The sequence below is a fragment of the Kitasatospora sp. NPDC032757 genome (assembly GCF_055579305.1).
In genome coordinates, this window is record NZ_JBVINN010000002.1 from 434,713 (window position 1) to 455,641 (window position 20,929).

Below are 20,929 nucleotides of genomic sequence, written 5' to 3' on the forward strand. Positions count from 1 at the left end.
GAAGGCCCTCCCGGCCTCGATGGCGGGCATGGGCACAGGCGTGCGGCGGCGCATGGGCTTTCAAGCCTTCCTCGGGGTCCGCGCCCCGGGCCGGTGGAGAACGGCAGGAGTTCCTGGCTCCCACGGCCTCCCGGAACTCCGGTGAACCGTGGTCACAGTGGCGGGACCGCACCGGGCTTGCACCGGTTTCCTCCCCTGCGCCGTCGCTGGCGTGTGGGCGGCCCGCGGGGGCCGCCCGGCAGCATCGTACGGGGTGCGGCTGACCTGGGGGAGTGCGTCCGAACGTGTGACCCAACGGACGGAGGCAACCGAACGGATCATCTGTATGCTCGCGGCCATGCCACCGACACCCGACGCCACCACGCCGGGCGCCGCCGCGCCCGACCGGGGGCGCGCGGACGCCTGTCCGGGGGCCCTTCGTCTGCACACCGCCGACGACGGCGCCCTGGCCCGGGTCCGCCTGCCCGGCGGTCTGCTGACGACCCGTCAGGCGCTGGCGCTGGCCGAGGCCGCCGAGGCGCTGGGCGACGGCGGGGTGGAGACCACCTCGCGCGGCAACGTCCAGCTGCGCGGCCTGGCTTCGGGCTGCGGGCAGGAGCTGGCCGAGCGGCTGCGCGCCGCCGGGCTGCTGCCCTCCGAGACCCACGAGCGGGTCCGGAACATCGTCGCCTCACCCGGCCCCTCGGGTGGCCGCGCGGACGTGCGGGCCTGGGCGCGGGAGCTGGACGCCGGGCTCTGCGCGAGCAGCTGGGCCACCGGGCTCTCCGGCAAGTTCCTCTTCGCACTGGACGACGGGCGGGGCGACGTCGCCGCACTCGACGCCGATGTGACATTGATCGCAGGCTCGGACGACGGGCCGGACGGCACGGCGCTGCTGCGCCTCGGCCGGGCCGCCACCGCGCGCGCCGTCCCCCTGGCCGGCGCGGTGGACGCCGCGTTGGCCGCCGCCCGGGAGTTCCTGGACGCGCTGCGGGAGAGCGGGCGGAAGGCCTGGCACCTGCGCGAGGTGCCCGACCTGCTGCCGCCCGGTACCGTCCCGCTCCCCGCCCTGCCCGGCACGCCCCCGCCGCTCGGCGCGCTGCCCGGCGGGCTCTCCGTCGGCCTGCGCTTCGGCCGGGCCACCGCCGCCCAGTGGCGTGAGCTGGCCGGGGCGTCGGCCGGAGAACTGCGGCTGACCCCCTGGCGCGGCGCCGTCCTGCCCGGGGCGTCCGCCGACCGGCTGCCCGCGCTGGCGGCCGCCGGGTTCCGCACCGAGCCCGGCACCGCCTGGGACGGCGCGAGCGCCTGCACCGGACTGCCCGGCTGCGCCAAGTCCCTGGCCGACGTCCGCACGGACGCGGCCCGGGCGTTGGATCTCGCGGCGGTGCCGGGCGGCGGGCTGCGCGTGCACTGGTCCGGCTGCGAGCGGCGCTGCGGCCACCCGGCCGGAGCATGGGTGGACGTGCTCGCCACCGGGCAGGGCTACCGGGTGGCGGTGGACGCCGCCACCGTGGACGTGACGAACGAGGAGATGGCCGAGGCGGTCGCCGAGGCCCGGAGGACCACGAAGTGATCGAGTACGAGAAGGACGGCGCGTCCATCTACCGCCAGTCCTTTGCCACCATCCGGGCCGAGGCCGACCTCGCCGCCCTGCCCGCCGACGTGGCCCAGGTCGCGGTGCGGATGATCCACGCCTGCGGCATGACCGACCTGGTCGAGGACCTGGTGTACTCGCCCGGCGTGGTCGCCTCCGCACGCGCTGCGCTGCACGCCGGTGCGCCGATCCTCTGCGACGTCAACATGGTCGCCAGCGGCGTCACCCGCAAGCGGCTGCCCGCCGACAACGAGGTGCTCTGCACCCTCACCGACCCCTCGGTGCCCGAGTTGGCCCGGAAGATGGGCAACACCCGCAGCGCCGCCGCCATGGAGCTGTGGCTGCCCCGGCTGGAGGGTGCGGTGGTCGCCGTCGGCAACGCGCCGACCTCGCTGTTCCGCCTGCTGGAGCTGATCGAGGCGGGCGCGCCGCGCCCGGCCGCGGTCATCGGCGTCCCGGTCGGCTTCATCGGCGCGGCCGAGTCCAAGGAGGCCCTGGCCGTCCACCCGTCCGGCCTGGAGCACCTGGTGGTGCGCGGCCGGCGCGGCGGCAGCGCGATGGCCGCCGCCGCCATCAACGCGATTGCGAGTGAAGAAGAGTGACGGTGCACCAGGCCCCGACCGGTCGGCTCTACGGGGTCGGGCTCGGCCCCGGCGACCCGTCCCTGGTGACCGTCCGCGCCGCCGAACTCATCGGCAAGGCCGACGTGGTGGCGTACCACAGCGCCCGGCACGGCCGCTCGATCGCCCGGTCCATCGCCGAGCGGTATCTGACGGATGGTCAGATCGAGGAGAAGCTGGTCTACCCGATCACGGTCGAGACCACCGACCACCCTGGCGGCTACCGGGGCGCGCTCGACGACTTCTACGAGGAGGCCGCCGCCCGGCTGGCCGCCCACCTGGACGCCGGCCGCGACGTCGTCGTCCTCGCCGAGGGCGACCCGTTCTTCTACGGCTCCTACCAGCACATGCACAAGCGCCTCGCGCACCGCTACCCGACCGAGGTCGTCCCCGGCGTGACCTCGGTCAGTGCCGCCGCCGCCCGGCTCGGGCAGCCGCTCACCGAGGCCGAGGAGACGCTCACCGTCATCCCCGGCACGCTGCCCGAGGAGGAGCTCACCGCGCGGATCGCCTCCGCCGACTCCGCCGTGATCATGAAGCTGGGCCGCACCTTCCCGGCCGTCCGCCGCGCCCTGGAGCGGGCCGGCCGGCTGGACGACGCCCAGTACGTCGAGCGCGCCTTCATGGACGGCGAGCGCACCGCGCCGCTGGCCGACGTGGACGCGGAGACCGTCCCGTACTTCTCCGTCGCCGTGCTGCCGAGCAAGGTCGCGCCGCTGGAGCCCGAGGTGAAGCCCTCCGAGGGGCTCGGCAGCGTCGCGGTGATCGGTACCGGCCCGGCCGGTCCGCTCTGGCTCACCCCCGAGGCGCGCGGCGCCCTCGCCGCCGCCACCGACCTGGTCGGCTACACCACCTACCTGGACCGGGTGCCCGTCCGCCCCGGCCAGCAGCGGCACGGCTCCGACAACAAGGTGGAGTCCGAGCGCGCCGAGTTCGCCCTCGACCTGGCCCGCCGCGGCCACCGGGTCGCGGTCGTCTCCTCCGGCGACCCGGGCGTCTTCGCGATGGCCACCGCCGTGCTGGAGGTCGCCTGCGAGGAGGCCTACCGGGACGTGCCGGTGCGGATCGTCCCCGGGATGACCGCCGCGCACGCGGCCGCCTCCCGCGCCGGCGCCCCGCTCGGCCACGACTACGCCGTGGTCTCGCTCTCCGACCGGCTCAAGCCCTGGGACGTGGTCGCCAAGCGCCTGCGCCTCGCCGCCGAGGCCGACCTCGTGCTCGCCCTCTACAACCCGGGCTCGCAGTCCCGCACCACCCAGGTCGGCCTGGCCCGAGACCTCCTGCTGGAGTACCGCGCGCCGGAGACCCCGGTGGTGATGGCCCGCGACGTCGGCGGCCCGACCGAGCGCGTCCGCACCGTCCGCCTCGCGGACCTGGACCCGGCCCAGGTCGACATGCGCACCATCCTGCTCATCGGCTCCTCCCAGACCCAGGCCGTCGAACGCGGAAACGCCACCGAGGTCGTCTGGACCCCCCGCCGCTACCCGGAGGCGTGAGCGCCCGGAGGGGGAAGTCGGCCCGGCCGACTTCCTGCTCCGGCCGGGCGGGTGCGCCGCCGGCCGCCGGGCGGGGGAGGATGGGGGCGTCCAAGAGCCGGTGTGCGGAGCAGGGAGCGGTCGTGGGTGAGGTCGGTGTCGGTGGTCGGGCCGGGCAGCTGAGGAGCAGTGGCCTGCGGCACGGGTGGACGACCGGCGCCTGCGCCACGGCGGCGACCAAGGCGGCGTACCAGGCGCTGCTGACGGGGGCGTTCCCGGACCCTGTGGTGATCACGCTGCCGAAGGGGCAGCAGCCCGGATTCGCTCTGGCGGCCGAGGAGTTGGTGGCCGGGGAGTTGCCGGCCGATGGCGTGCCGGTCCGGGCGTCGCCGGTCGGGGGGTCGCCGGCCGATGGGGCCGCGGTTGCGCCGGCCGGGCCGGACGGGTCGCGCGGGCGGCGGGCCATGGCCGGGGTGGTCAAGGACGCCGGGGACGATCCGGACGTCACGCACGGAGCGCTGATCCGCTCGACGGTGTGGGCGGGCGAGCCCGGCAGCGGGGTGGTGTTCCGGGCCGGCCCCGGGGTCGGGACGGTCACCAAGGCCGGGCTGCCGCTCGGTGTCGGCGAGCCGGCCATCAACCCGGTGCCCCGGCAGATGATCCGCGACGCGGTCGCCGAGGTGGCCGCCGGGTTCGGCGGCGACGGGGACGTCGTGGTGGAGATCTCCGTCGACCACGGGGAGGAGATCGCCCGCTCCACCTGGAACCCCAGGCTGGGCATCCTCGGCGGCCTCTCCATCCTCGGGACGACCGGGATCGTCGTCCCCTACTCCTGTTCCGCCTGGATCGACTCCATCCGGCGCGGGGTCGACGTGGCCCGGGCCGCCGGGCGGACCCACGTTGCGGGCTGCACCGGCTCGACGTCCGAGAAGGTCGCCGTCGCCGTGCACGGGCTGCCCGAGGACGCGCTGCTCGACATGGGCGACTTCGCCGGGGCCGTGCTCAAGTACCTCAAGCGCCACCCGGTACCGCGCCTGACCATCGCGGGCGGCTTCGCCAAGCTCTCCAAGCTCGCCGCCGGCCACCTCGACCTGCACTCGGCGCGTTCCCAGGTGGACAAGGGGTACCTTGCCGGGCTGGCGCGCGCGGGCGGCGCGGGCCCGGAGCTGGCCGACGCGGTCGCGGCCGCCAACACCGCGCTGGAGGCGATCCAGCTCTGCCGCGCGGCCGGTGTCCCGCTGGGCGACCTGGTCGCCGAGGCGGCCCGCGCCACCGCACTGGGCGTGCTGGTCGGTTCGCCCGTCGCGGTGGACGTCATCTGCATCGACCGGGCCGGCACCATCGTCGGCCGCGCGGCGCCCGCCGGGCCGTTGAGCCCTGGGCCCTTGAGCCCTGGGCCCTTGAGCCCTGGGCCGGTGCCCGCTCCTCTGGATACCTCATCGCCCCCCTGAACCGTTGCCATGATGTGAAGATCTGACGCTCATACGGGGTGAGAAACGGACAAAAGTAGCGCCACGCGCAGGATCGATTCTGGTGCTATCTCAAGCATGAGATATGGTCTGCCGGGTGACAGGCGACTACCTCACCCGTATCGGCACCCTCATCCGTACCGCGCGTCAGCACCGTGGTTGGTCCCAGGCTCAGCTCGGCGAGGCCCTCGGCACCAGCCAGAGCGCGGTCAACCGCATCGAGCAGGGCAAGCAGAACGTCAGCCTTGAGATGATCGCCCGCATCGGCGAAGCCCTCGACAGCGAAATCGTCTCCCTCGGCTACGCCGGCCCGATGCACCTGCGGGTCGCCGGCGGCACCCGCCTCTCCGGCGCGATCGACGTCCGCAGCAGCAAGAACGCCTGCGTGGCGATCCTCTGCGCCTCGCTGCTGACCACCGGCCGCACCACGATCCGCCAGGTCGCCCGGATCGAAGAGGTCTACCGCATCCTTGAGGTGCTCACCAGCATCGGCGTCAAGAGCCGCTGGACCAACGACGGCCGGGACCTCGAACTCACCCCGCCCGCCGAGCTCGACCTCGCCGCGATGGACGTCGAGGCCGCCCGCCGCACCCGCAGCGTGCTGATGTTCCTCGGCCCGCTGATGCACCGCGCCGACCGCTTCGCCATCCCGTACGCCGGCGGCTGCGACCTCGGCACCCGCACCGTCCAGCCGCACCTGACCGCGCTGCGCCGCTTCGGCCTGGAGGTCGCCACCACGTCCGGCGCCTACCACGCCTCCGTCCAGCCCGGCGCGCCGATGGACCGCCCGATCGTGCTGACCGAGCGCGGCGACACCGTCACCGAGAACGCCCTGCTCGCCGCCGCCCGGCACGACGGCGTCAGCGTCATCCGCAACGCCTCGCCCAACTACATGGTCCAGGACCTCTGCTTCTTCCTGGAGCGGCTGGGCGTGAAGATCGAGGGCATCGGCACCACCACCCTCACCGTGCACGGCGTGCCCGAGATCACCTGCGACGTCGACTACACCCCCGCCGAGGACCCGGTCGAGGCGATGAGCCTGCTGGCGGCCGCCGTCGTCACCTCCTCCGAGCTGACGATCCGACGGGTGCCGATCGAGTTCCTGGAGATCGAGCTCGCGGTGCTGGAGGGCATGGGCCTCGACTACGACCGCACCCCCGAGTACCGGGCCCACAACGGCCACACCCGCCTGGTCGACCTCACCGTCCGCCCCTCGAAGCTGACCGCGCCGGTCGACACCATCCACCCGATGCCGTTCCCCGGCATCAACATCGACAACGTGCCGTTCTTCGCCGCGATCGCCGCGGCCGCCCACGGCACGACGATGATCCACGACTGGGTCTACGACAACCGCGCCATCTACCTCACCGAACTCACCCGGCTCGGCGCGGACATCAAGCTCCTCGACCCGCACCGCGTGCTCGTCCAGGGCCCGACCCGCTGGCGCGCCGCCGAGATGGTCTGCCCGCCCGCACTGCGCCCGGCGGTCGTCATCCTGCTGGCGATGCTCGCCGCCAAGGGCACCTCGGTGCTGCGCAACGTCTACGTCATCAACCGTGGTTACGAGGACCTCGCCGAGCGCCTCAACTCGATCGGCGCCCAGATCGAGACCTTCCGCGACATCTGACCGGACGTCACCCCGCCGACCGGCCTCACTCGTTGAGGCCGGTCAGCAGCTGTGCGGTGTCGAGCCCGGTGGTCAGGTACTGCACGAACAGCGAGTTGTTCAGCGCCCACGGCGAGCGCCGCTCGCGGATCAACTCCACGGCACGGTCGGCCTCGTGGCCGAGTTCGACCAGGGCCTGGGCCACCACCAGACCGGAGCGGTTGTAGCCGGAGTGGCAGCGGACCAGGGTGGTGCGCCCCTGCCGGACGGCCTCGGCCGCGTGCGTCGCCGCCTCCTGCACGGCGCCGAGCTGCCCGGGGGAGAGCGGCCCGTCGGGCACCTCCCTGACCAGATGCTCCACCCCCGGCTCCGGGCCGTGCCCGGGCCGGGTGAAGAGGCTGACCACCAGGTCGAACTCCCGCTCCACGACGACCGGTTCCAGTGCCCGGCCGGGCGGGGTGGTGAAGTGCCCGCCCATCCAGAGCCCGGGCACGATCTCGTTTCACGCCCCCGGTGATCCGGGGGTGTCGCGTTCCTTGTGGCGGGCCGGCATCGGCTCTCCCCTGTTCTCCGGGTGTCGGCCCGCGGCTACTCGCCGGTCTCGCCGTCGAGGTGTTCGCGGAGCAGGTCGGCGTGGCCGTTGTGGCGGGCGTACTCCTCGATCATGTGGGTGATGATCCAGCGGAGCGAGAACGCCTCCTCGCCGCGGTATCCGAGGACGTCCAACGACTCGGCGGCGGCGACGAGTTCCCGGGAGTGGCCGCACTCGCCGCGCCAGGCGGCGAAGGCCTCCTCCGGGTCGGCGGTCTCGACGTCGAACTCGGCGAAGCCACCGTCGGGGTGCGTCCAGATGCCGGGCTGCGCCTCGTTGTTGAAGGTGTTGCGGAACCAGCCGCGCTCGACCTCGGCGAGGTGGCGGACCAGGCCGAGCAGGGAGAGCCCGGACGGTTGCAGGACGCGCTCGCGGAGCTGTTCGGGGCGCAGGCCGGCGCACTTCATGGCGAGCGTGTCGCGCTGGAAGTCCAGGAAACTGGCCAGAGTGGCGCGTTCGTCGGCGGTCTGCAAGGTCCGGGTGCGCTGATCGTCGTCCATCGCGCCATGATGGCAGCGTCGGGGGTACGGCGGGCGCAGTTCCGGAAGTCGCGGGGGCTATCGGGAGGGGAGACCGCGCCCGGCCAGCCAGTCCAGCGCCGCCGGCACCGAATCGGCCGCCGGAACGCCGGCCGGGAGCGGCGGGCGCTCCACGACCACCACCGGCAGGCCCAGTTCGCGGGCGGCGGTGAGTTTGGGGGCGGTGGCGGCGCCGCCGCTGTCCTTGGTGACCAGGACGTCGATCCGGTGGTCGCGCAGCAGCGCCCGCTCGCCGTCCAGGGTGAACGGGCCCCGGTCCAGCAGGACGTCCAGGGCGGCGGGCACCGGGGGCTCGGGCGGGTCGACCGAGCGCGCGATGAAGTGCAGGCCGTCGAGGTGGGCGAAGGTGCCGATACCCTGCCGGCCGGTGGTGAGGAAGACCCGGCGGCCGAGGGTGGGCAGCAGGGCGGCGGCCTCGTCCAGGGAGCCCACCCGGTGCCAGTGGTCCCCGTCGACCGGCGCCCAGCCGGGGCGGCGCAGCGCCAGCAGCGGCACATCGGTCGCCGCGGCGGCGAGGGCGGCGTTCTGCGACATGGCGGCCGCGAACGGGTGGGTGGCGTCCACGAACGCGTCCACCGCCTCGTCGCGCAGCCAGGCGGCGAGCCCGTCCGGCCCGCCGAAGCCGCCGATCCGCACCTCGCCCGCCGGAAGCCGCGGTTCGGCGACCCGGCCGGCGAGCGAGCTGGTGACCCGCAGGCCGGGCCGGCCGGCCAGGGCGCCGGCCAGGGTCCGCGCTTCCGTCGTCCCGCCGAGGACCAGGACGTGCCGGGCCGGGACGTGCCGGACGAGGTCGTGCCGGACGAGGTCGTGCCGGGCCTGATCGTGCCGGACCGGGACCTCTCGGACGAGGTCGTGCCGGTCCGGGGAGGCCGAGGGCTGCGGGACGGGTGCCATCACGCCCCGCAGGGCTCGTGCGGGCGCTCGCGGTCCGCCGAGTAGAGGTGGCTGTCGCGGAACTGCTCGGCGGCCAGCGTGCGGCCCACGATGATCACCGCGGTGCGGACCACGCCCGCCTCCTTCAGCTGCCCGGCGATGGTGCCGACGGTGCCGCGCAGCACCAGCTCGTCCGGGCGGCTGGCCATCGCGACCACCGCGGCCGGGCAGTCGGCTCCGTAGTGCGGGAGCAGCTGCTCGACCACGTCGTCCACGTACCCGGCGGCCAGGTGCAGCACCAGCAGGGCGCCGCTGCGGCCGAGGGTGGCGAGGTCCTCGCCCTCGGGCATCGGCGTGGCGCGCTTGGCGATCCGGGTGAGGATGACGGTCTGGCCGACGGTCGGCACGGTCAGTTCGCGCTTCAGCGCGGCCGCGGCGGCGGCGAAGGCGGGCACGCCCGGCACCACCTCGTACGGCACGCCGGCCGCGTCCAGCCGGCGCATCTGCTCGGCGACGGCGCTGAACACGGACGGGTCGCCGGAGTGCAGCCGGGCCACGTCCTGGCCGGCCTCGTGGGCGGCGACCAGCTCGGCGACGATCTGGTCGAGGTTGAGCTGCGCGGTGTCGACCAGGCGGGCGCCGGGCGGGCACTCGTCCAGCAGTTCGCGCGGCACCAGGCTGCCGGCGTAGAGGCAGACCTCGGCGCGGGCCAGGATGCGCGCGCCGCGCAGGGTGATCAGGTCGGCGGCGCCCGGGCCGGCTCCGATGAAGTGGACGGTCACGAGGCGTTCTCCTGGGGGGTGTCGGGCTTGACGGCGGACCACTGGGTGACCGGCATCGCCTGGCGCCAGCCGGTGAAGCCGCCCACCGGGACGGCGTGCGCGACGGCCAGCCGCAGCAGCTCGCCGCCGTACCGCCGGTACCACTCGGTGAGCAGGGCCTCGGACTCCAGGGTCACGGTGTTGGCGACCAGCCGGCCGCCCGGCGGCAGCGCCGCCCAGCAGGCGTCCAGCAGGCCGGGTGCGGTGAGGCCGCCGCCGATGAACACGGCGTCGGGGGTGGCCAGGCCGGCCAGGGCGGCGGGCGCCGCGCCGGTGACCACCTGCAGCCGGGGCACGCCGAGCGCGGCGGCGTTGCGGGCGATGCGAGCGGCCCGGACGGGGTCGCGTTCGACGGTGACCGCCCGGTTGTCGCGGTGGGCGCGCAGCCACTCGATGGCGATCGAGCCGGAGCCGCCGCCGACGTCCCAGAGCAGTTCGCCGGGCGCGGGGGCGAGAGTGGCGAGGGTGGCGGCGCGGACGTGGCGCTTGGTCAGCTGGCCGTCGCTCTCGTACGCGTCGTCGGGCAGGCCGGGGACGAGCGAGGTCCGCGGGCCGGGGCCGAGTTCGACCGCGATGACGTTGAGCGGGTCGCCGGCCGGGTGCGGCCAGCCGTCCGCCGGCCCGTCCAGCTGCCGCTCGCCCGGGCCGCCGAGCTGTTCCAGTACCCGCAGCCGGGCGGCGCCGAATCCGCGCGCGGTGAGCAGGGCGGCGACGGCGGCGGGGGTGGCGGCGTCGGAGCTGAGGACGAGCAGCCGGCGGCCGGGGTGCAGGGCCGGGGCGAGGGTGTCGAGGGGGCGGCCGACCAGGCTGACCACCTCGGTGGCCTCCAGCGGCCAGCCGAGCCGGGCGCAGGCGTAGGAGACGGAGGAGGGGTGCGGCAGCACGCGCAGCCGCTCGGCACCGGGCGTCCCGGCGAGGATCTCGGTGAGGGTGCGGCCGATGCCGTGGAACATCGGGTCGCCGCTGGCCAGCACCGCGACCCGGCGGTCGGCGTGCTCGGCGAGCAGCCCGGGGACGGCCGGGCGCAGCGGGGACGGCCACGGCACGCGCGCGGCGGCGACCTCGCCGGTGGGGAGCAGGGCGAGCTGCCGCGGGCCGCCGATCACCACCTCGGCCTCGCGCAGCGCCGCCCGGGAGGTGCCGGCCAGGCCGGGCCAGCCGTCGGCCCCGATCCCGACGACGGTGATCGGGGGTGGCAGCTCGGGCACCGGGAGGCTCCTCGTTGGTCGGCAGTGGTCCGCAGGCGTGGTCGGGGAAGCCTACCTGGCGGTCCGCGACGGGCTCCTGACCAGGGTGTGCGGGCCGGCCCGGCCGGGGCGCGGGGGCTGCCCGGCCCTGGGGTGCGGGCCCCGGTGGACGGGGTTAGCGTCGTCCGGGGGCCTCAGCACGCAACGGAGGACACCATGTCCGGGTCAGCGGTGCCGCACACCACCAGCAACGCCGGCATCCCGGTGCCGAGCGACGAGCACTCGCTCACGGTGGGCCGGGACGGCCCGATTCTGCTCCACGACCACCACCTGATCGAGAAGATGGCCCAGTTCAACCGCGAACGGGTGCCCGAGCGGGTGGTACACGCCAAGGGGGCCGGGGCGTACGGCTTCTTCGAGACGACGGAGGACGTCAGCCGGTACACGAAGGCGATCCTGTTCCAGCCGGGCAAGCGGACCGAGATGCTGGCCCGCTTCTCGACCGTGGCCGGGGAGCAGGGCAGCCCGGACACCTGGCGCGACCCGCGCGGATTCGCGCTGAAGTTCTACACCGAGGACGGCAATTACGACCTGGTCGGCAACAACACGCCGGTCTTCTTCGTCCGCGACACCATCAAGTTCCAGGACTTCATCCGCTCGCAGAAGCGGCGCCCGGACAACGGCCTGCGCGACCACGACATGCAGTGGGACTTCTGGACGCTCTCGCCGGAGTCCGCCCACATGGTCACCTGGCTGATGGGCGACCGCGGCATCCCGAAGTCGTACCGGCACATGAACGGGTACGGCTCGCACACCTACATGTGGATCAACGCGTCCGGCGAGCGGTTCTGGGTCAAGTACCACTTCAAGACCGACCAGGGCGCCGACTTCCTCACCCAGGAGGACGCCGACCGCCTCGCCGGCTCCGACCCGGACCTGCACCGCCAGGACCTCTGGCAGGCGGTCGAGGGCGGCAGCCACCCGTCCTGGACGCTGTTCGTCCAGGTGATGCCGTTCGACGCGGCGCCCGGCTACCGGTTCAACCCCTTCGACCTGACCAAGGTGTGGCCGCACGGAGACCACCCGCTGATCAAGGTCGGGACGATGACGCTGAACCGCAACCCGGAGGACTACTTCATCCACATCGAGCAGGCCGCCTTCGAGCCCGCCAACCTGGTGCCGGGCATCAGCGTCTCGCCGGACAAGATGCTGCTCGGCCGGATCTTCTCCTACCCGGACACCCACCGGTACCGGATCGGCCCCAACTACGCGCAGCTGCCGCCGAACCGGCCGCACGTCCCGGTCCACTCCTTCGCCAAGGACGGACCGATGCGGTTCGACCCGGCCCGCACCGCCGCGCCGTACGCGCCCAACTCCAAGGGCGGCCCGGCGGCGGACGTGAAGGCCCACGACGACCCGGCAGCCGGCTGGCAGACCTCCGGTGACATGGTGCGCGAGGCCTACTCGCTGCACGCCGAGGACGACGACTGGGGGCAGGCGGGCACGATGGTCCGCCAGGTGCTGGACGACGCGGCGCGCGACCGGCTGGTCTCCAACATCGTCGGCCACCTCAAGGCCGGGGTCGGCGATCCGGTGCTGGAGCGGGCGGTGCAGTACTGGCGCAATGTCGACCGGGCGCTGGGCGATCGCGTCGCCTCGGGCGTGGGCAAGGCCTGACACGTCGCTGCCGTGACGTCCGCGCTTCTCCTGACGCTGCGCTTCTCCTGACGTCGCGCCGTCCTCAGCGCCGCGCCGTCCTCAGCGCCGTATCCAGTCCCCGGACGGGATCAGTGCCGGCTGCGCGCGCAGGCGGGCGGCGACGGCCGGGCCGGCCAGGTAGACCCAGGCGTCGCGCGCCTCCCCGTCGGCCGTCCGGACGGAGAGCCGCTTGCGGACGTACTCGCCGGTGCCGTCCGCCCGGCAGCCCTCCAGCCGGTCGAGCGCGGCGAGCGCGGGGCCGTAGGCGCCGGGGCGCACGGTGATCAGCTCGCCGACGATCCGGCGGCCGGGCGTCGCGTCCGGCACGGCGAACGGGAACCCCGGGCCGTCGTGCAGCGCGGCCCCGGCGAGTACGGCGGGCCGGACGTCGGCGCAGCGCCCGGCGAGGTGGACGGCGTGGTTGCGGCCGCCGGTGCGGAGCGTGCCGTAGACGAAGAACGGCAGGGCGCCGGCGGAGGAGGCGGCGGGCGGATCGGCGGGCACGGGCACCTTCCGGCGGTCGGTCGTCATCTGTGAGCCGTCGTGGCTCCGGCGCCTCCGGGGGCCCCGAGGGGCGCCCACCGTAGCGCCTGCGGCGACCTCCTGGTGATACGCACTGGCGCGCGGGCCCGCTGATGCGCTGTCATGGCGGGTGAACTGCCAGCACCGTCCAAGGGGGACACCCATGACACCTCCCGCCTCGCGGAAGGCGGCCGCGTTCGCCGCCGACTCCGCCGCCACCTCCGCCGCCACCGGTTCCTCCGCGGGCACGCCCGTCGACGCGGTGGCGTCGCCCGCGACGGCCTCGGCCGCGCGGCTGGGCGGGGCGGTCTGGCTGGCGCTGGGCGTCGTGTACGTGGTCTGGGGCTCGACCTACCTGGCGATCCGGATCGCGTTGGAGACGATGCCCTCCTTCTTCTCCGCCGGGGCGCGCTTCGTCCTCGCCGGGCTGCTGCTGGCCGGCTTCGTGCTGTTCCGCCAGGGGTGGTCCGCCCTCCGGGTGAGCGTCCGGCAGCTGGGCTCCTCCGTGCTGGTCGGCGCGCTGCTGCTGACCGGTGGCAACGGCCTGGTGGTGCTCGGCGAGAACTCGATCTCGTCCGGGCTGGCCGCGCTGCTGGTGGCCGCCGTCCCGCTCTGGATGGTGCTGCTCACCGCGTCGACCGGCGACCGCCCGAAGCCGGTCGAGCTGGCCGGCGTGCTGTTCGGGCTGGCCGGCCTCGCGGTGCTCTCGGCGCCCGCGATCGGCGGGGACATCGCACCGGGCGGCGTGGTCGCGGTCATCTGCGGCACGCTGACGTGGGCGGCGGGCTCCTTCGCCGCCAAGCGCATCCCGATGCCGGGCAACGTCTTCGCCGCGAGCGCCTACCAGATGCTCGCGGGCGGGCTGGGCAATGTGCTGATCGGGGTGGTGCGGGGCGAGCAGCACGGGCTGGATCCGGATGCCTTCTCCGGGCGGTCCTGGCTGGCGCTCGGCTACCTGGTGGTGGTCGGTTCGGTGATCGGCTTCACCACGTACGCCTGGCTGCTGCAGTCCGCCCCGCTGACCCTGGTCGCCACCTACGCGTACGTGAACCCGGTGGTCGCGGTGCTGCTGGGCTGGCTGGTCCTGGCCGAGCCGCTGACCGGCCCCACCCTGCTGGGTGGGGCGATCGTGGTCGCGGGCGTCTGCCTGGTGGTGAGCGTCAGCCGGACGCCGGGGAGGGCTGCTGGTCGGACGTCCGCGCGTAGGTGAGGACGACGGTTCCGTTCTCGAACGGGCGGCAGTCGGTGAGCGTGAAGTTGCGCGGTGCGAAGTCGGCGCGGAAGAGCGGGATGCCCCGGCCGGCCACGATCGGGTACTGCTTGACGATCAGCTCGTCGACCTCCGGCAGCAGCTGGCCGGCCAGGTCGGCACCGCCGCAGAGCCAGATGCCGAGCCCGTCCTCCTGCTTGAGCTCGCGCACCAGGGCGAGCGGGTCCTCGTCGGTGACCTCGACCGCCGGGTCGGGGCTGGTGGTCAGCGTGCGGGAGAGGACGATCTGACGCAGGTGGGCGTAGGGGCTGGTGAGCCCCATGGTCAGCCCCGGTTCGTAGGTGCCGCGGCCCATGAGGACGGTGTCGAACCGGCTGTTCGGCGCCTCCGCGACCCCGAAGGCCGCGCGGCCCGGGGTCGCCATTGTGTCGGCGCGCTCGGTGGTGAGGTACTCGAGGAACTCGCCCTCGACGTACGGGAAGAGGAAGTCGAAGCCGCCGTCGGGTGCGGCGATGAAGCCGTCGATGGTGGCGCCGACGAAGTAGCTGAGCTTGCGCATGCAGATCCTTGGGGTTGGTGAAGGGCCTTCGCCCTGAACAACGACAGTTATAGTACTTCAGTCGTAGTGGTTGCAAGAGTTTTCCTGAAGGAGGATCAGAGTCATGGTGCAGAACCCGGCCCGCCGCATCGCCCTCACCGACGCCGCCATCGACGTCCTCGCCCGTGAGGGCGCCCGCGGGCTCACCTTCCGGGCGGTCGACGCCCAGGCGGGAGTCCCGGCCGGCACCGCCTCCAACTACTTCGCCAGCCGGGACGACCTGCTCGACCGGGCCGCCCGCCACATCCACCACCGCCTGACCCCGGATCCGGCCGTGCTCGCCGATCTGCTGCGCGCCCCGCGCGACCGCGCGCTCGTCACCGCGCTGATGCACGATCTGCTGCGCCGGATCACCGCCGAACGGGCCGGGTACCTGGCCATGCTGGAACTGCGGCTGGAGGCGACCCGCCGGCCCGCGCTGCGCGCCCGGCTCACCGATGCGATCCGCGAGCAGCTGGAGGCCAACATCGCCTACCACCTGGGAGAGGGCTTCCCCGGCGACCGCGAGACGGTGGTCGTCCTCTACCTCGCCATGACCGGGCTGATCATCGAACACCTCACGCTGCCAGAGGTGTTGGGGGAGGAGGGGCTAGCGGCGCTGATCGACACCATGGTCGAGCGGATCGTCCCCGCGAGCTGACCGGTCGGCTGCCGGCACCGGTGTCGGCCCCCGGCGGCGGCCCGGGTCAGGGCGCCGGTCGCAGCACCGGTCGCAGCAGGTCGAGCACCCCGGTGAGGTCGCCGTCCTCGCGGATCAGCACCCCCATCGACCGCAGCCGCGCCAGGCTCTCGGCGTAGGCGGGGTGGGCGGCCTGTGCCGAGCTGAGCACCGGCCGGACGGCCGTCGGCACGCCGAGCCCGTACGCCTCGCAGAGGATGCCGAGGGCGAGCGTGTCGGAGATGCCGGCGGCCCACTTGTTGACGGTGTTGAAGGTCGCGGGCGCCACGGCGATCGCGTCCGGCGGCGGCAGCGGCTTCGGCTCTCCCGGCTTCCGCCAGGCCGAGCGGATCGGGTAACCGGTCTGCTCGGCGACGGCGGCCTCGTCGATGAAGCCGAGCGCGTGGGGGGTGGCGACGACGCCGACCTCCCAGCCCTCGGCCTGGGCGGCCGAGACCAGCCTGCCGGTCTCGGGGGCGAGTCCGGAGGCGCAGACGACGACGTAGAGGAAGGGCACGGGCGGGCTCCCAACTGTGTGACGGTCGCGCCCATCATCGCCACCCGCCCGGCGAGCCCGGCCGCCGGGCGGCCCGCCGCCCCATCGACACGCCGACCTGCTGACATGCCGACCTGCTGACATGCCGACCCGCCGTGCCCGTCGACGCACGGGCCCACCCGCCTCAGTCGAACCGGATGTGCCGGATCCCCGTCCAGGCCCGCCGCAGTCGGCCGCGCAGCTCGCCGTCCGTGTTCGGTGCGAGCGTCAGTCCGGCGGAGGCGGCGATCCGGTCGGCGACCTGGGCGACGGTGAGGTGGTCGGTGGGCAGGTGCTCGCCGAACTCCGCGCCGCGCAGCCGGTCCAGGCAGTGGTCGAGTCTGGCCACGGCGAAGCTCTCCCGGCGCAGCGGCGCGTCCTTCCCGGCGACCAGCTGCACCGCGTGCCCGAAGCCCCGCTCGCGCAGCCGCCGGAGCACCTCCGCGCGCTCGGCCAGCAGCGCGAAGTGCCGTACGTCGTGGCCACGTTCGCGCAGCCGTCCGACCGTCTCCGCGAGGTAGGCCGGTTCGACCACCGTCATCGGTGCGATCACCGTCCCCCGGTGGCCGGTGAGCGTGCGGTCCAGGACCTCGACCACGCCCTGCCGCCAGGCCGGGAGGTCCTGGAAGTCGCCCCGCAGCGGCTTCGGCGTCATCCGGTGCAGACCGAAGCCGACCTGCTCCGGGTCGCAGATCACGCTCCCGGGCAGTCTGCGCCGCAGCTCGTGCGCGGTCTGCGTCTTGCCGCCGCCGAATGGCCCGTTGATCCAGATCAGCATGGGCCGACAGCCTAGTACTCCAGCCGTAGATCGTGATCTTCATGGTGCCGGCCGGGCGGGGTGTATTGGCGGTGGCCCAGCAGGCGCTGTGGGAGCGGACCTCGGCCAGGGTCTTGTCGCAGAGGTTCTTCCACAGGTGCCAGCGATCGCTGACCTGCACCGCTTGCGGCAGGGCCCGGCGGGCGGCCTCCCCGTAGGCGCCGGAGCCGTCCCGGCAGACGACCCCGACGCCGGGGTGCTCGCGCAGCCACCGTTCCGGGGCATCGGCTCCGCGGCCCGGCAGCACGTCGACCCGCTCGCCGGTCTCGGCGTCGGTCAGGACGGTGGCATACCGGTGGCGGCGCTTGAGCGCGAAGTCGTCGACGCCGAGGACCCTTGGCACCCGCGACGCGGGCAGCGGCAGCCGGAGAAGCAGCCGAAGGGCGGTCGAGCGGGAGACCGCGGTGGCCAGGGCACGGGAGAGGCGGGCACCCGCCCGGCCCGCTAACTCCTTCACCACCTGGCCGAGCTGGTCGGCAAGTCGGCGCGTGCGCCGCTGGTAGCGCTCGATCAGGCCGGGGACCTGCTCGCGGAACGTCTGCCGCGGGCAAGTCAGAACCGGGCACACCAGGCGCCGGGCCAGCACCGACACCACCACCCGCCGACCGTCCACCGGCACGTCCGCGACCATGCGGTGGTGGAAGCCGTGCACGCGGAGCGTCGGCTCTGCGCACACCGGGCACGGCACCGCCTCGTCCCGGGTCCGGGCCGATAGCCGGATGACCTCGCCCTCGTCCACCATGTCCTGGACGACCAGCGACGAAAGCCCGGAAAACACTATGCCCACAAGCTCGTTGACATCTCGCACGCAACGTCAACGACGGCCGTCACCCTTCGTTACCACCGATTACGGGACAGAGCCAATTCCAGGACGGCCACCGACTCCTGGATCTGCACCGAGTCGTCATCTCGCCTCTCCCCGGACCGGCCGCCCGCACATTGGAACAGTTGCACGCCCGGGCGACACCCACCGAAGGCCATCCCTGACAGTTATTCAAATACAAGTCCCGGGCAGGATCGAGAACTCGCAGGTCGCCGTCTACCTCGTAGATACGCGGGCCGCCGCGGGCACGCGGCGGTGGACCGGCAGTTGTACGTCCCGCGCTCGTGGACCGACCAGCCCGACCGCTGCCGGGCCGCCGGGCTCGGCGATCAGACGGCGTTCGCCACCAAGCCGGAACTGGCCGCCCGCATGATCGGCCGGTTCCTGGACTCCCCGGCGGTTCCGTCGCAAACTCAACTGGACGGCGTGGCCGGGGACCACATACCGAGCCACTGCTCGGCGCCCCAGGCCTCGAACCGCTCCACCTCAGTGAACCCCAGCTTCGCCGCGAGACGCATCGAGCCGACGTTGGCGGTCTGGGTGGTGAGCACCACCGGCTCGTCGGGAAGGGCGCCGGCGAGCCAGCCAAGTGCCGCCGCGCACGCCTCGGCGGCGTACCCGAATCCCCACGCCCGCGGCAGGAACAGGTAGCCGAGATCGGCCTTCCCCGCGGCAGCTGGGCGACGGTGCCCCGTTGCTCTCCTGAGCAGGATCTGGCCGATCATCGACCCGTCGAGATCAACGACGAAGCTCCCGGGCTACCGCTCGGGCGCCCCGGACATCTCGCGCTCAAGCTCGTCACGCGGCCGGGGGCCGCCGAGGTAGGTGTGCACCTCTGGCGAGGCGAGCAGCTCGATGAACGCCGCACGGTCCCGGGTCTCGGGCTCACGGAGCACGAGCCTCTCGGTCCTAATCGGCTCAGGCGGCCAACCCACGGGTCCCAGATCTTCCATCCGCGCACGCTAACAGGTGGTCGAACCAACCGAACGGGAAACGCTCAACTCCCGGCATTGGTACGACCGGCACCGCGCGGGCCGACCCCGCTCGTCGGGCCGGGTCGATCTCCTGACTTGACCTCAACCGCACTTGAGGTAGGAACCTGGGAGGCATGGAAACCGACACCACCGCTCCCCGGGGCTCCTTCCCTTCGACCATAGGGTCACCCGATCCTCAGCACGCCGACGCCCAGGCCGGCCCGCTGTCCGACGCCACGCTCGATGACCTCGCCGAGAGGCTTGCCGCCGCGGCGACGATCGTCGGCATCGGGGAGTCCACCCGATTCTCCCGGGAGACCTTCGGTGTGCGGGACCAACTCTTGCGCCGGCTGGTCCGGCACCACGGGTTTCGGGCGCTGGCCGTACAGGACAGTGCCGGCGTCGCCGCCGGCCTCGACAGGTACGTGCGCGGCGGCGAGGGTTCGGCCGAATCCGCGCTCGAGGACGCCTGGCGTCCCTGGCGCACCGCCGAGATGGTCGCGACATTGGAATGGATCCGGGCGTTCAACCGGGACCACCCGAACGACCCCGTACGGATCTTCGGTGTGAAGCCCGCGCAGGCCCGGCCCGAGGACTACGACGCCGTCCTCGATCACGTCCGTCGGTCCGCTCCGGACCGCCTGGCGGAGGTGGCATCCCACCTGGATCCGATCCGGACCGCTCACCACACCGACGAGCATGTGCAGCGCGCCCGGGGAACGCACCCGGGACGCCCGTTCGCCGAGCACGCCCGCGACGCGCTCGCGCTGATCCGGTCATGGTCCGGTGCCGACCATGCCGAGGGTGCCCTGGCGCGGATGCGCGGGATCGTGGACTTCCATGAACGCAGCGTCGCCGGGCGAGGCGACTACGCGGGCGACGCCGCAGTGTGGGCGGATGCCATCGGCGACTCCCAGAGCCGGACCGGTGTGCGCGTGGTCTATTGGGACGGCATCGCTCACACGTCGGCAGCCGAGACGGTCCTGGGCCTGGCTCCCGGGCGTGGTCCGCAGCCCACCGTCGGCAGCCTGCTGCGCAAGCGTCACGGCGCGCGGTATGTCTCCGTGGCGATCGGCTTCCATCACGGGGATCTCGGTGTCGCCGCTGTCCCGGAGCCGGCCGGGGATCTGATCGACGCGACGCTGGGAGAGGTGGATCTGCCCGCCCACTGGCTGGACCTGCGCCGCGACGCCGTACGCCGCCGGTGGGAGGGACCGGCAAAGGTCCGCGTCATCAGCGGCGTCTACGACCCGTCCCGTGACGCTGCCGAGCACATGACCGTCGCTTCCCTTGCCGACGCGTTCGACGTCCTCGTCCACATTCGCCGGGTGTCTCCGGTGCGATGGCTGCCGTGAGCGGCACCCCGCCACGAAGGCGTCACCCACGGCTGGACCTTGGTGAGTCGACCACAGCGCTCCGGCCGACTCGGCCACCACGGGGCCGGCTATGGCGCTCGGTCACCACGGTGCCGACTGGGGCGCTCGGTCACAACGGCGCAGCCCTTGCGGTTCGTTGACCCTGAACAAGCCGTCAGGCATCCGGGTCATTGGGCGCGCTGAGTGACGCCACGTCAGCAGTCAGGGCAGCCCAGCAGCTCTGGTGGCTGGGGGAATGTGCGGTCTCCCTGGAGCCAGTCGGTCAGCCACTCAGCCAAGGTGAACTCCGGGAACAGGCGGTGGCGCTTGCAGTGCGCGTTAGGGTCCCAGCCCCATATCCTGCCGTCCGGGCTGCGGAGGTCGATATGCCACCAGATGGCACAGCCCAGGGTCACCAACGGGACGAGGTGGTGGGGGTAGATGTCCCATTCCTCGGGCGGGGCCGACCATCGCCGGTAGACATCTGCGAGGCTCGCCGCTGTACCACTTGCCGGTGTCGGTGAGGGACACCACGTCGCCGTCGACGCCGCTGTGGGTCGGTGACATGACCGAGATCGACACCGCCGAGGGCAAGCAGAAAGAGGTCCTCACCCAGCGGCAGCGGATCGGCGAGCTTATGGGCCAGATCCGCGACTTCGACCAGATGGTTCCCGGCGAGTCACTTCAGTCCCTGACCACCGAGAACACCACCCTCAAGCACCGCGTCCAGCAACTGACCCGCGAGCACCGCACCCTGCAGGAACGCCTCGAAGGCGCCCGCTCCAACCTGCGCTTCGCCGACAAGCGCATCGCTGACCTGGAAGCCCAGCTCCTTGGCCCTTAGTACTCCAGCAGGACTTCGACGTTTTGCCTGATCAGAAGGCTGCGCGGTGAGTGTAGTGGGCTGATGCCCGTCAGGGGCGGTCTTCCTGGGACCGCCCCTCGATCGTGTGCAGCCGGCGTTGGTAATGGCAGCGACGGGCG

19 protein-coding genes, 3 pseudogenes and 1 riboswitch are annotated in these 20,929 nt (G+C 73.4%); of the genes and pseudogenes, 11 read left to right on the forward strand and 11 right to left on the reverse strand.

Translation table 11 applies throughout. From position 1 onward, the window contains the following. Window positions 1–107 precede the first annotated feature (107 nt). Window positions 108–193, reverse strand: a riboswitch (cobalamin riboswitch). A 132-nt stretch (window positions 194–325) separates the two neighbouring features. From ACZ5WK_RS05020 to ACZ5WK_RS05040, 5 genes are all read left to right on the forward strand, one after another. Then, on the forward strand, window positions 326–1,552 hold the full coding sequence (locus ACZ5WK_RS05020) for a cobalamin biosynthesis protein CobG (RefSeq protein WP_465545029.1): 1,227 nt from the start codon (window positions 326–328) through the stop codon (window positions 1,550–1,552). After that, window positions 1,549–2,175 carry a precorrin-8X methylmutase gene (locus ACZ5WK_RS05025; RefSeq protein ID WP_465545031.1) on the forward strand — a complete coding sequence of 209 codons (627 nt, stop codon included), beginning with the start codon at window positions 1,549–1,551 and terminating at the stop codon, window positions 2,173–2,175. Before ACZ5WK_RS05020 ends, ACZ5WK_RS05025 begins: the two co-directional genes overlap by 4 nt. Window positions 2,176–2,177: 2 nt before the next feature. After that, a complete protein-coding gene (locus tag ACZ5WK_RS05030) occupies window positions 2,178–3,689 on the forward strand; it encodes a precorrin-2 C(20)-methyltransferase (protein WP_465545033.1) in 1,512 nt (503 codons plus the stop codon). Window positions 3,690–3,769: 80 nt separating this feature from the next. Then, the gene (locus tag ACZ5WK_RS05035; protein WP_465545035.1) at window positions 3,770–5,119 is read left to right on the forward strand and encodes a cobalt-precorrin-5B (C(1))-methyltransferase; all 1,350 of its coding nucleotides are present in this window, start codon (window positions 3,770–3,772) and stop codon (window positions 5,117–5,119) included. A 115-nt stretch (window positions 5,120–5,234) separates the two neighbouring features. Beyond that, a complete protein-coding gene (locus ACZ5WK_RS05040; protein ID WP_396320055.1) occupies window positions 5,235–6,764 on the forward strand; it encodes a UDP-N-acetylglucosamine 1-carboxyvinyltransferase in 1,530 nt (509 codons plus the stop codon). A 25-nt stretch (window positions 6,765–6,789) separates the two neighbouring features. On the opposite strand, the gene ACZ5WK_RS05045 is transcribed toward ACZ5WK_RS05040, so the two are convergent. From ACZ5WK_RS05045 to cbiE, 5 genes are all read right to left on the reverse strand, one after another. Continuing rightward, window positions 6,790–7,236, reverse strand: coding sequence for a protein-tyrosine phosphatase family protein (locus ACZ5WK_RS05045; RefSeq protein WP_465545037.1), 447 nt, complete (start codon window positions 7,234–7,236; stop codon window positions 6,790–6,792). Between the two features lie 95 nt (window positions 7,237–7,331). Next, on the reverse strand, window positions 7,332–7,835 hold the full coding sequence (locus ACZ5WK_RS05050) for a DinB family protein (protein ID WP_465545038.1): 504 nt from the start codon (window positions 7,833–7,835) through the stop codon (window positions 7,332–7,334). Between the two features lie 57 nt (window positions 7,836–7,892). Next, entirely contained in the window at window positions 7,893–8,768 is an 876-nt protein-coding gene (locus ACZ5WK_RS05055) for a cobalt-precorrin-6A reductase (RefSeq protein WP_465545243.1), read from the reverse strand. Next, window positions 8,768–9,529, reverse strand: coding sequence for a precorrin-4 C(11)-methyltransferase (gene cobM, locus ACZ5WK_RS05060; RefSeq protein WP_465545040.1), 762 nt, complete (start codon window positions 9,527–9,529; stop codon window positions 8,768–8,770). The genes ACZ5WK_RS05055 and cobM overlap by 1 nt, the downstream gene beginning before the upstream one ends. Further along, window positions 9,526–10,776: a precorrin-6y C5,15-methyltransferase (decarboxylating) subunit CbiE gene (cbiE, locus tag ACZ5WK_RS05065; protein WP_465545042.1), complete on the reverse strand. Its 1,251-nt coding sequence runs from the start codon at window positions 10,774–10,776 to the stop codon at window positions 9,526–9,528. The genes cobM and cbiE overlap by 4 nt, the downstream gene beginning before the upstream one ends. Before the next feature lie 195 nt (window positions 10,777–10,971). On the opposite strand from cbiE, the gene ACZ5WK_RS05070 reads away from it, so the two are divergent. After that, a complete protein-coding gene (locus tag ACZ5WK_RS05070) occupies window positions 10,972–12,432 on the forward strand; it encodes a catalase (RefSeq protein ID WP_465545045.1) in 1,461 nt (486 codons plus the stop codon). Between the two features lie 81 nt (window positions 12,433–12,513). On the opposite strand, the gene ACZ5WK_RS05075 is transcribed toward ACZ5WK_RS05070, so the two are convergent. Then, on the reverse strand, window positions 12,514–12,984 hold the full coding sequence (locus ACZ5WK_RS05075) for a gamma-glutamylcyclotransferase family protein (protein WP_465545047.1): 471 nt from the start codon (window positions 12,982–12,984) through the stop codon (window positions 12,514–12,516). A gap of 154 nt (window positions 12,985–13,138) precedes the next feature. On the opposite strand from ACZ5WK_RS05075, the gene ACZ5WK_RS05080 reads away from it, so the two are divergent. Continuing rightward, complete coding sequence (locus tag ACZ5WK_RS05080) at window positions 13,139–14,185, forward strand: EamA family transporter (RefSeq protein ID WP_465545049.1); 1,047 nt, start codon at window positions 13,139–13,141, stop codon at window positions 14,183–14,185. On the opposite strand, the gene ACZ5WK_RS05085 is transcribed toward ACZ5WK_RS05080, so the two are convergent. Then, window positions 14,136–14,744, reverse strand: coding sequence for a dihydrofolate reductase family protein (locus ACZ5WK_RS05085; protein WP_465545051.1), 609 nt, complete (start codon window positions 14,742–14,744; stop codon window positions 14,136–14,138). The two genes, ACZ5WK_RS05080 and ACZ5WK_RS05085, sit on opposite strands and share 50 nt — an antisense overlap. A gap of 103 nt (window positions 14,745–14,847) precedes the next feature. Here ACZ5WK_RS05085 and ACZ5WK_RS05090 point away from each other — a divergent pair, with 103 nt between their 5' ends. Beyond that, window positions 14,848–15,423 carry a TetR/AcrR family transcriptional regulator gene (locus ACZ5WK_RS05090; protein ID WP_465545053.1) on the forward strand — a complete coding sequence of 192 codons (576 nt, stop codon included), beginning with the start codon at window positions 14,848–14,850 and terminating at the stop codon, window positions 15,421–15,423. Between the two features lie 46 nt (window positions 15,424–15,469). On the opposite strand, the gene ACZ5WK_RS05095 is transcribed toward ACZ5WK_RS05090, so the two are convergent. The 3 genes and pseudogenes from ACZ5WK_RS05095 to ACZ5WK_RS05105 all read right to left on the reverse strand — a co-directional run. After that, on the reverse strand, window positions 15,470–15,958 hold the full coding sequence (locus ACZ5WK_RS05095) for a flavoprotein (RefSeq protein WP_465545055.1): 489 nt from the start codon (window positions 15,956–15,958) through the stop codon (window positions 15,470–15,472). A gap of 163 nt (window positions 15,959–16,121) precedes the next feature. After that, window positions 16,122–16,754 (reverse strand): AAA family ATPase, encoded by a 633-nt coding sequence (locus ACZ5WK_RS05100; protein WP_465545057.1) that lies wholly within the window; start codon window positions 16,752–16,754, stop codon window positions 16,122–16,124. A 28-nt stretch (window positions 16,755–16,782) separates the two neighbouring features. Then, window positions 16,783–17,601: pseudogene (locus ACZ5WK_RS05105) on the reverse strand (ISL3 family transposase); the annotation flags it as partial. Between the two features lie 202 nt (window positions 17,602–17,803). Between ACZ5WK_RS05105 and ACZ5WK_RS05110 the strand changes: the two are divergent. Then, a pseudogene (locus ACZ5WK_RS05110) lies at window positions 17,804–18,009 on the forward strand (transposase); the annotation flags it as partial. A 20-nt stretch (window positions 18,010–18,029) separates the two neighbouring features. Here ACZ5WK_RS05110 and ACZ5WK_RS05115 read toward each other — a convergent pair. Then, window positions 18,030–18,569: pseudogene (locus ACZ5WK_RS05115) on the reverse strand (GNAT family N-acetyltransferase). Window positions 18,570–18,724: 155 nt separating this feature from the next. On the opposite strand from ACZ5WK_RS05115, the gene ACZ5WK_RS05120 reads away from it, so the two are divergent. Both ACZ5WK_RS05120 and ACZ5WK_RS05125 read left to right on the forward strand, forming a co-directional pair. Beyond that, a complete protein-coding gene (locus ACZ5WK_RS05120) occupies window positions 18,725–19,945 on the forward strand; it encodes an erythromycin esterase family protein (RefSeq protein WP_465545059.1) in 1,221 nt (406 codons plus the stop codon). 565 nt (window positions 19,946–20,510) lie between these two features. After that, window positions 20,511–20,789: a hypothetical protein gene (locus ACZ5WK_RS05125; protein WP_465545060.1), complete on the forward strand. Its 279-nt coding sequence runs from the start codon at window positions 20,511–20,513 to the stop codon at window positions 20,787–20,789. Window positions 20,790–20,929: the final 140 nt, after the last annotated feature.

Excerpts from the sequence above, each read along its gene's own strand:
- ACZ5WK_RS05035 (WP_465545035.1), top strand. The coding sequence starts at position 3,770 with ATGGGGGCGTCCAAGAGCCGGTGTGCGGAGCAGGGAGCGGTCGTGGGT.
- ACZ5WK_RS05085 (WP_465545051.1), bottom strand. The coding sequence starts at position 14,744 with ATGCGCAAGCTCAGCTACTTCGTCGGCGCCACCATCGACGGCTTCATC.
- ACZ5WK_RS05090 (WP_465545053.1), top strand. The coding sequence starts at position 14,848 with ATGGTGCAGAACCCGGCCCGCCGCATCGCCCTCACCGACGCCGCCATC.
- ACZ5WK_RS05020 (WP_465545029.1), top strand. The coding sequence starts at position 326 with ATGCTCGCGGCCATGCCACCGACACCCGACGCCACCACGCCGGGCGCC.
- ACZ5WK_RS05125 (WP_465545060.1), top strand. The coding sequence starts at position 20,511 with ATGACCGAGATCGACACCGCCGAGGGCAAGCAGAAAGAGGTCCTCACC.
- ACZ5WK_RS05055 (WP_465545243.1), bottom strand. The coding sequence starts at position 8,768 with ATGGCACCCGTCCCGCAGCCCTCGGCCTCCCCGGACCGGCACGACCTC.
- ACZ5WK_RS05100 (WP_465545057.1), bottom strand. The coding sequence starts at position 16,754 with ATGCTGATCTGGATCAACGGGCCATTCGGCGGCGGCAAGACGCAGACC.
- ACZ5WK_RS05050 (WP_465545038.1), bottom strand. The coding sequence starts at position 7,835 with ATGGACGACGATCAGCGCACCCGGACCTTGCAGACCGCCGACGAACGC.
- ACZ5WK_RS05120 (WP_465545059.1), top strand. The coding sequence starts at position 18,725 with ATGGAAACCGACACCACCGCTCCCCGGGGCTCCTTCCCTTCGACCATA.
- ACZ5WK_RS05080 (WP_465545049.1), top strand. The coding sequence starts at position 13,139 with ATGACACCTCCCGCCTCGCGGAAGGCGGCCGCGTTCGCCGCCGACTCC.
- ACZ5WK_RS05075 (WP_465545047.1), bottom strand. The coding sequence starts at position 12,984 with ATGACGACCGACCGCCGGAAGGTGCCCGTGCCCGCCGATCCGCCCGCC.
- ACZ5WK_RS05070 (WP_465545045.1), top strand. The coding sequence starts at position 10,972 with ATGTCCGGGTCAGCGGTGCCGCACACCACCAGCAACGCCGGCATCCCG.